We start from the raw sequence: 13,654 nt of genomic DNA, 5'->3' as shown, positions 1-13,654 counted from the left end.
AATATTAAAGTTTAAAAATATGGCATTCTTTATTTAAATAAAGCTTCATTTTCTTCAACCCTAAACTGAACAATTCTCGTAATTAAATCGATAGGCAATGGTGCATTCATAGGAAACTGAACCGAGCCTTTTCCTTGTTTAAACACACTCAATTCTTTGGCAAAAGCTTCATGTCCCGTTGGAGTAGCATAAAACCCGATGTGTTTCGCATATCCAGCAAAATAAACCAAAGGTTTTTTATGGGTTTTGTATGCAGGCATGCCATACGAAATACTTTCAATGGCTTCAGGAGCATTCTCCAGAATGATCTTTCTGATGGTATTCAGCTTTTCCTGTACGTCTTCCGGAAAAGTATTTATGTATGCCTCAACTTTTGTGGAATCTGACTTCATACCATCCTGCTCAAATTATTAGTGTGCCTCTAACCAATCATTTCCAACACCTAACTCAACATCTAAAGGTACGTCCAATTTATAGGCGTTTTCCATTTCAGTTTTTACCAGGGTTTTAATGGTTTCCAATTCGGGTTTGTACACATCAAAAACCAACTCATCATGCACCTGCAACAGCATTTTTGTTTTGAAATTACCTGCTTGAAGCTTCTCGTAAATATTAATCATGGCTATTTTAATAATATCGGCAGCACTACCCTGTATGGGTGCGTTAACCGCATTACGCTCGGCAGCACCACGAACCACCGCATTTCTGGAATTGATATCGTTTAAATATCGACGACGACCCAAAACGGTTTGCACATAGCCATTATCGCGGGCAAAATCGACCAACTCGCTCATGTAATTACGTAATTTTGGGTAGGTTGCGTAATAAGTATCTATCAATTCTTTGGATTCGCTTCTGCTTAAATCGGTTTGATTGCTTAACCCGAAAGCCGAAACACCATAAATAATCCCAAAGTTTACGGTTTTTGCATTGCTACGTTGTTCGCGCGTAACTTCTTCAATAGGCACATTAAATACTTTTGAAGCTGTGGAGGCATGAATATCTTCGCCATTTTTAAAAGCGTTCATCATGGTTTCTTCCTTGCTTAAAGCCGCAATAATACGCAGTTCAATTTGAGAATAATCGGCAGCTAGTAAAATATAGTCTTCGCTTCGCGGAATGAATGCTTTTCTAACTTGTCTTCCGCGTTCGGTACGAATAGGGATATTTTGAAGGTTTGGGTTGTTGCTTGAAAGTCGCCCAGTGGCGGCAACAGTTTGCATATAATCGGTATGCACTCTGCCAGTTGATGGTTCTACCTGGGTTGGCAAAGCATCTACATAAGTGCTTTTTAGTTTCGATAAACCTCTAAAATCTAAAATATGCTGAATAATGGCGTGGTCTTTTGCCAAATAACTCAAAATATCTTCCGATGTGGCGTATTGACCCGTTTTGGTTTTCTTTGGTTTATCCACCAATTTTAATTTATCGAACAAAATATCGCCTAGTTGTTTTGGGGAAGCTATATTGAACGCTTCACCAGCTTCGGCGTATATTTTGGTTTCCAAGTCTTTGATGTCGTTTTCAAGTTGTTCTGAAAGTGAATTTAGGAACTTTTCATCTAAATTAATGCCTTCCAATTCCATAGCAGCCAAAACACGAAGCAACGGAATTTCAATATCATCAAACAGTTTTTGGGTATTGGCTTCGCCCAATTCTTTTTCAAAATGTTCTTTTAGTTGAAGGGTAATATCAGCATCTTCAACAGCATATTCGGTTTGTTTTTCTAAAGGAACATCGCGCATCGATAACTGGTTTTTTCCTTTTTTACCTATTAAGTTTTCAATGGAAATGGGTGTGTAATTCAAATAGGTTTCTGCCAACACATCCATATTGTGGCGCATATCGGGGTTAATTAAATAATGTGCCAACATGGTATCGAACAGTTTGCCTTTTACCTCCACATGGTATTTTGCCAAAACCTTAATATCATATTTTAAATTCTGACCAATTTTTTGAATGCTTTCATTTTCGAAAAACGGACGCAATTGTTCAATAAGTTCTTGTGCTTCATCTTTGTTTTCAGGAAAAGGTAAATAAAATCCTTTGCCAACTTCCCAAGAAAAAGCGATACCAACCAATTCTGCCGTAAGTGGATTGATATCGGTAGTCTCCGTATCAAAACATACCGACTTTTGGTTCATTAAGTTTTTAATAAACAGTTTGGTTGCCATACCAGAGGCGACACTTTGGTAAAAATGCGAGGTTGTTTCGGCTGTCTTTCGGGTGAATTCAGAAACGGTTTCTGTTTCTTTAGAAGTAGAAATATCGCCACCAAACAATGAAAATTGTCCTGCGCCTGCCGAAACTGTTTCTTTAGGTGTTGCTTTTATTTCTGTTGTGTTTGAAGCTGAAGTAGTTTCAGAAGATGCAGCTTCAACCGCAAATGTTTTTTCAAAATTGGCAAGCAGTTGTCTAAATTCCAATTCTTGAAAAATCTCGGTTACTTTGGGTAAATCGGGTTGGTCCAATTCAAAATCCTTGGCATGGAAAGTTACGGGTACATCCAGCATGATGGTCGCCAATTTTTTGGAAAGCAACCCTAATTCTTTAGCCCCTTCAATTTTCTCTTTCATTTTACCTTTTAGTTCGTGGGTATTGGCCAAAAGGTTTTCCATACTGCCGTATTCCGCTAAAAGTTTCTTAGCTGTTTTTTCGCCTACTCCAGGAAGTCCTGGAATATTGTCGCTGGAATCGCCCATCATGCCTAAAAAGTCAATCACTTGCAGCGGGTCTTCAACTTCAAATTTTTTCTTAACTTCTTCAATGCCCCAGGTTTCGTAACCACCGCCAAAAACGGGACGGTACATAAAAATATTTTCGGAAACCAATTGCGCAAAATCTTTATCGGGCGTTACCATAAAGGTTTTATAACCTTCTTTTTCGGCTTGTTTAGAAAGCGTTCCAATAACGTCATCGGCCTCAAAACCTTCTTTTACCATAATAGGAATGTGCATTGCTTTAAGAATATCTTGGATGTAAGGGATGGCAATTTTTATGGCTTCTGGAGTTTCGTCTCTATTGGCTTTGTAAGCTTCAAACATTTCAACCCTATCGGCACTTCCACCTTTATCAAAACAAACAGCTAAATGGTCTGGTCGTTCACGTTTTATAACATCTAAAAGCGAGTTCATAAAACCCATAATGGCAGAGGTGTCAACGCCTTTTGAATTGATTCTTGGGTTTTTTATAAAGGCATAATACCCACGGAAAATTAAAGCATAAGCATCAACTAAAAAAAGACGTTTTTGATCGGACATATTGTTTGTTTTGATAGAAAACCAAAACTACGAAAAGTATTTTTGATTTACGGTTTCGAGGCGTGTGATTGATCATTATTAAGTATAAAATTTTTAACCTTGAATATAAAAAAGAATGAATCAAACGTTTAACAGTTTCCTAAGAAAATAAAAAAGTGAAATGAGTAACTTTACGGACTAATTTTATAATTATGCTTCGTTGGATTATTTTTCTAGTTATTTATGGGATTTTAGATTTATATGCTTTTCAGGCATTTAAAACGGTTTCAAAAAATAATTGGGTACATATATTATATTGGGTAATTTCCTTTTTGGTTGTTGGTAATTTTGTGTTTAACTACTTTGGATTTAATAGAAGAGATGGGTTTTCCCATGCTCATGCCTATGCTTTTGGGTTTTTTATAGCCATTTTAGTGCCTAAAATGATTCTTTTTTTGGGGATGTTTGCCGAAGATATTTTTAGGGTGCCCCAAGCTATTTATCGTTATTTTACCGAGGGGAACACCGCCGAAGGAAATTATTTTGCATCGCGCCGCCAATTTGTTAGTCAAATAGCTTTGGGCATAGCGGCAATTCCGTTGGCTTCCATAATCTATGGCATTTATAAAGGGAAATACAATTATAAAGTGCTTAAATACACATTAACTTTTGAAGATTTGCCAGACGCGTTTGATGGTTATAAACTCACCCAAATTAGCGATATACATTCCGGAAGTTTTGATGATATTGAAAAGATAAACTATGCGGTAAATTTAATAAACGAGCAGGAAAGTGATGTGATATTATTTACGGGCGATATGGTGAACAACAAAGCAGATGAACTTTTGCCCTATATGAATGTGTTTAACAAGTTAAAAGCTAAAGACGGGTTGTTTTCGGTATTAGGAAATCATGATTACGGTGATTATATTTCTTGGGAATCAAAAGAAGCCAAACATGAAAACTTAGAATATTTAAAAACACTTCAAAGGCAAATAGGTTTCAATGTATTGTTAAATGAAAGTCGATTTATTGAAAGAAATGGTGAGCGCATTGCTTTAGTAGGTGTTGAAAATTGGGGCACAGGTGGTTTTAAGCAAACGGGCGATTTAAAGAAAGCCTCACAAAACGTAAACGCGAACGATTTTAAAATTCTAATGAGCCACGACCCAACACATTGGGAAAAAGTTGTAATTAAAGATGACTATAAATATCACTTAACCCTAAGCGGTCACACCCACGGTATGCAGTTTGGTATAGAAATACCGGGTTGGTTTAAATGGAGTCCTGTAAAATGGCGCTATAAATATTGGGCAGGTATTTATAAAGAAATGGGGCAATACATAAATGTAAATAGAGGTTTTGGCTATTTGGCGTTTCCTGGGCGTGTTGGTATATGGCCAGAAATAACGGTAATCGAGCTTAAAAAAGGCACAGCAACAGCCTAGTTTTTTATATTTTTATTATCCAAAGTAATTCCTTATTTTTATTATAATACATTCTAAACACTGTGTTTGTTGATATTTTCGAAAAAATGCGTAGGTTTGTATAAGTACATTTGACTAATAAACAATAGAGTATGTCAAAATTTGGGGAACTAATTGATGTAGAAATTCCTGTTTTGTTAGAATTTTTCACAGATTGGAATGACCAGTCCACTGCAATGCATGCCGTTTTAAGAGATGTGGCTGCGGCACTTGGAGATAAGGCTAAAGTAATTAAAATTGACGTTGAAAAAAACAACGAGCTTGCCGAAGCTTTGCGCGTAAAAACACTGCCAACATTAATTATTTATAAAGATGGCGAAATGAAATGGCGCCAAAGTGGTGAGCAAGACGCCAATACTCTTATCAGTATCATTCAGAAGTATGTTTAGTTCTTCAAATCAGTAACTTACCTTTTATTTTCAATAGTGTATTTCATCGATTTTTTTGATGAAATGAACGCTTGTTTATAAAAATTCCATACCTTTATATAGGTTGTTTTTAATAATAGCTCAGTCCCTAAATCCCTGCTTACAATGAAAATAAATTCCCTGCTAATATTTCTTGGCATTTTAGTTAGTAACCTATTATGTGCCCAAGTTGGAATTGGAACCACTACTCCCAATGCTTCTGCCATATTGGACATGACCTCAACAACACAGGGTGTTTTAACTCCAAGAATGACTACAGCTCAGAGAATAGCCATTTCTAATCCTGCTAACGGATTATTCGTTTATGATACTACCGAAAATGCATTCTATTTTTACAAATCGAGTGTTTGGATAAAATTAGATTCCAATATTAGAAATAATTATAAACTTATAAAATCTGCTGCTGATTTAAGTGCAGAACTTACGGCAGGTGGAGGAACAAAATATCTTTTAAGTTCCAATACACTTTATGAAATTAATGGAACCATTACATTGGCACAACCAATTGATTTGAATAATGCCTATTTAACAGGGCGTGATACTAATGAAGATATTTTGGTGAAATCAGGTGGTACTATGTTTACAGGTACAACAGGGGGGAATATCAAAAACCTAACACTTACAGTACCAGGTGGAACACTTTTTTCTTTAACAGGAGCTACTACACAAAATTTAATTTTCAGGGATTGTATTGTTTCAGGGTGTAATTCTATTGGTTCTATATCTGGTTTTGGAGTTGTTTTTTTAAGTGTTGTGCAGTTTTTAGGAAACACTACAGGCATAACCTATAATAACATAACAAATCTTTTATTAAGTAATGTGGCCTGGTTTGGTAATAACACAGGTACTTTTGAAACATATACGGGAACCTTCACACTCATTGAAAAGGCAAGTGGACTTTGTGATGTAAATGGAACTGCTGTTGGCATTGATGTTAGCAGCAATCCAACAGTAACTAATGGCGTTATGTTAGGTGTTAGTTTTGCAGGGTCAAGTACTACATACATCAAGAAATATACTAGTGGATCTTTTACAGGGTTTAATTTTAATAAAAACTGGTCGGTTAATTGCCCTGGAATTCCTAAAGAAAGTGATGATGTTGCTACAGGATATTATAATATGAACGGAAACGCTACTAATACTGCGTTTACAGCGGTTAATACACCAACTAAAATTTTAGGAACTACTACCCAATCTAATTTATTTAGGGTTACAGCAGCAAACAATAGACTGACATATACAGGTTCAAAGCCAAGAAACTTTGAGATCATCTGTACAGGTACTGTTGACCATACTACAGGAGGTAATAGAGTTTTTGCATATTATATTTACAAAAACGGTGTTCAACAACCTTCAATTTCTGCTGAAAGACGATTTGTAAATAATGATATTGGCAACTTCACTTTAATAGGTTCGGTTTTTATGAATGTGAATGATTATATTGAAGTTTGGGTAGAAAATCAAACGAACGATTCTTCAACCTTATTAACCAAGTTAAGTGTTTCCCTAAGGTAGAAAGTATTTGTTTTCTACTTGGTTATTTTAAAGATTCAAAGATAAAGCCCTTTTTGGTGAAATACTCCAATAACAATGGTAAAGAATATGTCATGTTTTTAGATGCTTTAAAACTATCGTGAAACACAACTATACTACCGTTTGTAGCTTTTGAAATCACATTGTTAAAACAGGTTTCTTTAGATACTGATTGATCCCAATCAAAAGAAAGTACATCCCACATAATTATTTTATAATCTAAAGCAATGAGTTCTTTTCCTTGTTTAGGGGTTATTTGTCCGTAAGGAGGGCGGAATAGATTTACGATTGACGATTTTTGATTGATGATTGATGAACTCGAAATTTGATTTTTGATAACAGTTTCGCATAGATTAACATTTTCAAGATACTCTGCAGCCTTTGTTTTCCAACCTTTAATGTGGTTGTGCGTGTGGTTTCCAATAGTATGTCCATCATCTAAAATGTTTTGAAAGATATCTGGGTGTTTTTCAATATTATTCCCAATACAAAAAAAAGTGGCCTTTGCATTGTACTCTTTTAAAGTATTTAAAGTCCAGTTTGTGATTTTGGGCGTAGGACCATCATCAAAAGTGAGGTAAATAACTTTATCATCAGTTGCGATGTCCCAAACATAGTTTGGGAACATCTTTTTGGCGACTAATGGTGTTTTTACAGGTGTTAAGGTCATGCCTTACTCCGTTGTTAAGTCTGTATTACTATCGTTAATAGGCATGTCAAAATCTGTTTGTGGTGTATCAGGTATTTCATCTTGCTCCCCTTGTCCTCCATAAAAATGTTTAAATAACATTAAATGGTTGTTAAATACATCTCCTTCTTTTTCTGCAAATTTTGGGTCGTATTTCACCAAAACATTTATCAAGCCTTTATAGCGTTCAATGTCGGTATAAATATCTTCAAACATACGCTCCTGATTTGAGGTTTTTAATTTGCTGTAATAGGTTAAATTTTCTTGGTATTTTTTAGCCACCTCTTTAAATAATTTCTGAGCTTTTTCTTTGTTGCCAACTTCATAGTAAGCACTAATGTAAGGTTCTAAAAGGGTGTAATACCCAAAATGTTCAACGGGCATATTGGTCATAGCTATATCTGCTATTTCTTCTGCTTTTTTAAATTTTTTCTCAGTAAGTAACTGCTCAATTAATCGTGCTAAATTGCCTCTATAAGTAATAGAGTTTTTACGGGTTTCAGGGTCGTGATAGATGTCTCCACCACTATTGCCCCAATCCCATTTTTTTACTTTTTCATACATCAAATCACTATCAACACGTCCCATATCAAATGGGTTTGCTCTATCTACAGGTGTTTTGATAGGTACTAACTTATAGCACATACCGTCTAATTGCAGGTAGTCTTTCATCCAAATATAATCGTCGTCTCCAAAGCTTCCTCCAGTAAAGTAAATAGGACGCTTCCATTCGTTATTGGCAACAATATCAAGCATCAACAACCTGTTTTTGTATAAAGCGCCTCCCGTTAGTTTTATATCAATGTAAGGAACAATTTTATCGGCATCTTTAGGTTTTACAATGCCAGATTTTAAAGCATTTTCTTTGTTTACAGGAATTCTTAAAACTTCCGTTGGCAAATAACTGGCCGTTAAATCTTGTTGCCTTACTACTTGCGAAATATCCACACCTTTTTGTTCCAATATGTGCTTGTATTTAGTTCTTGGGTCAGTATTGGCAATAAAGTCTAAAAACTTTTTAACCGGCAACGTGTCTTTTACAACAGGTTCAATAATAATATAGTCGTTAGTGCCATATTTATAAAGGTCGTGGGTTAGTTGTGACGGAATCGGGTCGCTTTCATAAGCTTTTCGTTTCATTTGGTCTATATACCAGTCGGTTTGGAATAGGCTGGTGTTTACCACGCGTACATCGGTTCTGTAGCCTTCAATTTCTTGGGCGTACCAAAGTGCAAAGGTGTCGTTATCTCCAATGGTGAATAAAATGCCATTTTCGGCACAAGAATCTAAATACATTTTTGCCATAGATCTGGCGGTGTATTTGTCTGATCGGTCGTGGTCGTCCCAATTGTTTGCGGCTAAAATACCTGGAACCAATATTAAACAGATGATAGAAATTGCCGGAGCTAAAATTTTAGGTGAAGCGTATTTTTTGAGCGCATCAAACAGGGCATAAACGCCAAATCCAATCCAAATGGCAAACACATAAAAGGAGCCTACTACCGAGTAATCGCGTTCACGCGGTTCAAAAGGGCGTACATTAGTGTAAACCTGAATAGCGATTCCTGTGAAAAGGAAAAATACCAAGAGAACCCAAAACAGATTTTTGTCTTTATTGAACAAAAAGAAGAAGCCTATAAGCCCTAAAAGAAAAGGTAATAAATAATAGGTGTTTCTGCCTTTATTGTTTTTTACATCACTTGGTAAATTGTCCTGCGAAAGCCCTAAAAGTTTTTCGTCCAATGGTTTTATACCGGTTATCCAGTTTCCGTGGTTATCATACCTTCCTTGAATATCATCTTGTCTTCCAGAAAAATTCCACATAAAATAGCGCCAGTACATATAGCCTAATTGGTATTCGAACATGTATTTGATGTTGCTAGCCAATGAAGGTTTTTCAATATCGATATAGCTTTTAAAGCGCTTTAAGAAGTTGTTGTAATCTTCATAATCTACACTGCCTTTAGCAACATCATTTTTGAAATTGTTGATAGCTGTACGCAATTCGTTTTCCATTTGATATTCGGGTTTTAGCTTAAAATCTAAAAACCCAGAAAACATCATGTAGTTTTCGGCGTGTTCTGAACTCCACATACGCGGAAGAATGGATGCGTGTTTGGAGTTGTAATTTTGTTTTGCTTTTTTATAATCGTTTACTACAACGTACTTGCCTTTGGCTTCGTCTTTTTCGTATTTAGGTTTATCATCTACGTACGGATTGTTTTCATCTAAATAAGCATATTGGTCGGTAAACTGAGGGCCATAAAACAAGTGTGTTTCAGGATACTGTTCTAAATTATAATACGCCAGTAATTCTCTGGCACTCGACGGATTGTTTTCATTAATAACCACATCGGCATTAGCACGAATAGGAAGCATCAACCATGTTGAAAATCCAATAATAATAAAGGTAACGCACAAAATACCCGTGTTAAGGTGAACCATGCCTTTTTTATGTGTATAGTTTAATACATAGTAAATGATGGCAACTAATAAAATGCCGGCAATAACAGACCCTGAATTAAAAGGAAGCCCAATAGAGTTGACAAAGAAGATTTCGAAAACACTGAATATTTTAAGAATGTTAGGCGCTAACAATTTAAATATGAACAATAATATAGCTACCGAAACCACATTAGCAATAATGAAATTTTTAATGGTAATGGTTTTATAATTTTTGAAGTAATAAATAAGTCCAATAGCAGGAATGGTTAATAAGCCCATAAAATGTACCCCAAACGAAAGCCCAATAATAAAAGCAATTAATATAAGCCAACGGTTTCCTCTAGGTTTGTGCATATCTTGTTCCCAACGCAACCCAAGCCAAAACATAGCCGCCATAATTAAAGTAGCCATGGCATACACTTCAGTTTCAACAGCGTTAAACCAAAATGAATCGGTAAAGGTAAAAGCTAAACTACCCACAACGCCACTGCCTAAAATGGCTAAATATTTATCTTTTGTTATTTCTTTTTTATTCCCAGCTAGCTTTTTTAACAGCAAAGTAATGGTCCAAAACATAAACAAAATAGTGAAAGCACTAGATATGGCACTCATCATATTCATCATAAAACCAACTTGCGAAGGCTCTAAAGCGAACATAGAAAAGAAGGCACCAAGCATTTGAAATAGCGGTGCTCCCGGTGGGTGGCCTACTTGTAATTTAGCTGAAGTTAATATGTATTCGCCTGCATCCCAAAAACTTACGGTAGGCTCTACGGTTAAACTATAAGTAATAAGAGCGATTAAAAAAGTGAACCATCCTAAAATGGTATTCCATTTTTTAAAATTGAAATCGGTCATAAAAATTGTTGTATTTATTTACTGAGGCGAATTTAATAATAAATATGGTATTGAGTACGTTTTTAAGTAAACGTTAAGTGTTCGTAATAATTTTTCAAAAAAATGCTTGCAAAAATAAAACTTTGTACTAAATTTGCACGCTCAATTACACATTGGCTTATGGTGTAACTGGCAACACGTCTGGTTTTGGTCCAGAAGAGTCTAGGTTCGAGCCCTAGTAAGCCAACAAAAATTGAAAAAACCCTAACTGAGATATGTTAGGGTTTTTGTTTTTAAGGAGTCTTAATAGTTATATCTTAAAAGTAATTACAGGCCGCTTCGCGTGGTTTACTAAATCTTCACTAATGCTGCCATTAAAGAAATGTGAAATACCTTGTCTGCCATGAGTGCTCATTCCAATAATATCAGCGTCAATAGATTGCGAAAAATTCATAATGCCAGTTTCAATAGTCACATCGTTGTAAATATTAATCGTGTGATTTGGCATTTTTATGTCTTTAATAAAGTTTTGTATTCTATTTTGGGCATCGCTAGATGTGATAAAATGATTGGGTGTGTTCACCATAAGTAAATGCATTTTAGAACTAAACATATTGGCAAATACAATGGCTTTTTTAAATGGTTCTATACTTTCTTCGTTAAAGTCAGAAGCGAATACAAAATGTTTGGTCTTAAATGTTTTATGTTCGTTTTTAATAACCAGTACAGGAGTTTCAGAGGTGCGTACCACTTTTTCTGTATTACTACCAATCAGCATTTCTTTTAGTCCGCTAGCGCCGTTAGACCCCATAATAACCAAGTCGATATGCTTTTTTTTACAAACATGAAAAACGCCTTTAAAAATCTCATGAAATTCCACATGCTCATGTATTACCAAGTCTTTTAAATAATCTTTAGCCTTTAATTCTTCAAATCTTTTATGGGCAAGTTTCATAAAAAACATAGCTTCAGGTAAATCGTTGTATGTGCTTAATGCATCAACAGTATGTATGGGTACTTCAAGAATATGCAATAAATATAATTCACAATCATGCTTTTTTGCTAATTGTGCGGCTACCTTTAAAGCGTTTTCAGCTTGGGTAGAAAAGTCGGTAGGGACAAGTATTTTTTTCATAATTTCATAAGTAAGAATTACCTAAATTTATGAAATATTACTTTAGAAATCAATAAAATATTATATATTTGCACCGTTGAAAGGCTAAAATTAAAGAAAGAGGGGACGGAAAGTCCCCTCTTTTCATAAAAAAAATGTTTAAAAATACCGTTAAAGATTTATTAGATGCTGCGTTAATTGAACGACCAGATTTGTTTTTAATTGATTTCTCAATACAAGGAGATAATCATATAAACATTGTAATTGATGGCGACAATGGCGTTTTAGTTGAAGACTGTATGTTTGTTAGTAGAGCTATTGAGCATAATCTAGATAGAGAAGAATATGATTTTTCTTTAGAAGTCATGTCTGCTGGAGCTACATCGCCTTTAATAAACAAAAGGCAGTACAACAAGAATTTAAAAAGGGAGCTAATAGTACGAACCACTTCAGAGAAAATAGAAGGGGTACTTACAAAAGCAACCGATACAGATATTACATTAGAGTGGAAAGTTAGAGAGCCAAAACCAGTAGGAAAGGGTAAAGTGACTGTGAAAAAACAAGCGAATATCGCTTACGAAGACATTGTAGAAGCAAAAGTTATGATTAAATTTTAATTCAATAGGAGTTATGGAGAATATCGCGTTAATTGAATCTTTTTCAGAATTCAAAGACGATAAGTTAATTGACAGAGTAACGTTAATGGCTATTTTAGAGGATGTGTTTAGAAGTGCCTTAAAAAAGAAATATGGCGATGACGATAATTTCGATATTATCGTAAACCCTGATAAAGGTGATTTGGAAATTTGGAGAAATAGAGTTGTAGTTGCCGATGGCGAGGTTGAAGAACCAAACCAAGAAATTTCATTATCTGAAGCGCGTAAAATTGAGCCAGATTTTGAGGTAGGAGAAGAGGTGTCGGAAGAAGTGAAGCTTATCCATTTAGGAAGACGTGCTATTTTAGCATTGCGCCAAAACCTTATTTCTAAAATTCATGAACACGATAACACTATTGTTTTTAAACAATTTAAAGATTTAATCGGTGAAATTTATACGGCAGAAGTGCATCATATTCGTCACAGAGCTGTTATTTTATTGGATGATGAAGGAAACGAAATTGTGCTTCCAAAGGAAAAACAAATCCCTTCAGATTTCTTCAGAAAAGGTGATAATGTAAGAGGTGTTGTAGATAGTGTGGAGTTAAAAGGTGCAAAACCAACCATCATCATGTCTAGAACGTCTCCTGCTTTTTTAGAAAAACTTTTTGAACAAGAAATACCTGAAGTTTTTGATGGGTTAATTACTATTAAAAACGTAGTGAGAATACCAGGAGAAAAAGCAAAAGTGGCTGTAGATTCCTATGATGATAGAATCGATCCTGTGGGCGCATGTGTTGGTATGAAAGGTTCAAGAATTCATGGTATTGTTCGTGAATTAGGGAACGAAAATATTGATGTAATTAATTATACAAATAATTTACAATTATACATAACAAGAGCGCTAAGCCCTGCAAGAGTGACTTCAATAAAAATAAATGAAGAAACTAAACGCGCTGAGGTTATTTTAAAACCAGAGGAAGTTAGTAAAGCCATTGGTAGAGGTGGTCATAACATTCGTTTGGCAGGCCAATTAACGGGCTATGAAATAGATGTGTTTAGAGAAGGAGCAGAAGAAGATGTAGAGTTAAGGGAGTTCTCTGATGAAATAGAAGGGTGGATTATTGAAGAGTTTAGTAAAGCTGGATTAGATACTGCAAAAAGTATTTTAGAGCAAGATGTAAACGATTTAGTAAAAAGAACCGATTTAGAAGAAGAAACAATTAAAGACGTTATTAGAATTCTTAGAGAAGAATTTGAAGAATAACATATATTTGAGTATTTTAA

At 35.1% G+C, this 13,654-nt stretch carries 10 protein-coding genes and 1 tRNA gene; 6 read left to right on the top strand and 5 right to left on the bottom strand.

The window, feature by feature from the left end; all coding sequences use genetic code 11:
• Nucleotides 1-29: 29 nt before the first annotated feature.
• Nucleotides 30-392, bottom strand: coding sequence for an iron chaperone (locus ACGK9U_RS00295; protein WP_394464347.1), 363 nt, complete (start codon nt 390-392; stop codon nt 30-32).
• An 18-nt stretch (nt 393-410) separates the two neighbouring features.
• The gene (polA, locus tag ACGK9U_RS00290) at nt 411-3,260 is read right to left on the bottom strand and encodes a DNA polymerase I (protein WP_394464346.1); all 2,850 of its coding nucleotides are present in this window, start codon (nt 3,258-3,260) and stop codon (nt 411-413) included.
• Nucleotides 3,261-3,451: 191 nt separating this feature from the next.
• Here polA and ACGK9U_RS00285 point away from each other — a divergent pair, with 191 nt between their 5' ends.
• From ACGK9U_RS00285 to ACGK9U_RS00275, 3 genes are all read left to right on the top strand, one after another.
• Entirely contained in the window at nt 3,452-4,687 is a 1,236-nt protein-coding gene (locus ACGK9U_RS00285) for a metallophosphoesterase (RefSeq protein WP_394464345.1), read from the top strand.
• Nucleotides 4,688-4,818: 131 nt separating this feature from the next.
• Nucleotides 4,819-5,115 carry a thioredoxin family protein gene (locus ACGK9U_RS00280; protein WP_394464344.1) on the top strand — a complete coding sequence of 99 codons (297 nt, stop codon included), beginning with the start codon at nt 4,819-4,821 and terminating at the stop codon, nt 5,113-5,115.
• A gap of 144 nt (nt 5,116-5,259) precedes the next feature.
• On the top strand, nt 5,260-6,669 hold the full coding sequence (locus tag ACGK9U_RS00275) for a hypothetical protein (RefSeq protein WP_394464343.1): 1,410 nt from the start codon (nt 5,260-5,262) through the stop codon (nt 6,667-6,669).
• Between the two features lie 22 nt (nt 6,670-6,691).
• On the opposite strand, the gene ACGK9U_RS00270 is transcribed toward ACGK9U_RS00275, so the two are convergent.
• Both ACGK9U_RS00270 and ACGK9U_RS00265 read right to left on the bottom strand, forming a co-directional pair.
• Nucleotides 6,692-7,357 (bottom strand): polysaccharide deacetylase family protein, encoded by a 666-nt coding sequence (locus ACGK9U_RS00270; RefSeq protein ID WP_394464342.1) that lies wholly within the window; start codon nt 7,355-7,357, stop codon nt 6,692-6,694.
• 3 nt (nt 7,358-7,360) lie between these two features.
• Entirely contained in the window at nt 7,361-10,678 is a 3,318-nt protein-coding gene (locus tag ACGK9U_RS00265) for a protein O-mannosyl-transferase family (RefSeq protein ID WP_394464341.1), read from the bottom strand.
• Between the two features lie 153 nt (nt 10,679-10,831).
• Between ACGK9U_RS00265 and ACGK9U_RS00260 the strand changes: the two genes are divergently transcribed.
• Nucleotides 10,832-10,904: transfer RNA gene (locus ACGK9U_RS00260), tRNA-Gln, on the top strand.
• Nucleotides 10,905-10,967: 63 nt separating this feature from the next.
• Here the strand turns inward: ACGK9U_RS00260 and ACGK9U_RS00255 are convergent.
• A complete protein-coding gene (locus tag ACGK9U_RS00255) occupies nt 10,968-11,792 on the bottom strand; it encodes a universal stress protein (protein ID WP_394464340.1) in 825 nt (274 codons plus the stop codon).
• Between the two features lie 134 nt (nt 11,793-11,926).
• On the opposite strand from ACGK9U_RS00255, the gene rimP reads away from it, so the two are divergent.
• Nucleotides 11,927-12,388: a ribosome assembly cofactor RimP gene (gene rimP / locus ACGK9U_RS00250; protein WP_394464339.1), complete on the top strand. Its 462-nt coding sequence runs from the start codon at nt 11,927-11,929 to the stop codon at nt 12,386-12,388.
• Between the two features lie 13 nt (nt 12,389-12,401).
• Entirely contained in the window at nt 12,402-13,634 is a 1,233-nt protein-coding gene (gene nusA / locus ACGK9U_RS00245) for a transcription termination factor NusA (RefSeq protein WP_117174726.1), read from the top strand.
• The last annotated feature ends 20 nt before the right edge of the window (nt 13,635-13,654 follow it).

Source organism: Mariniflexile sp. HNIBRBA6329 (assembly GCF_043558645.1).
GTDB lineage: Bacteria > Bacteroidota > Bacteroidia > Flavobacteriales > Flavobacteriaceae > Mariniflexile.
Note: the sequence above shows the minus strand (reverse complement) of the source record. Positions and strands in the feature narration are given on the sequence as shown.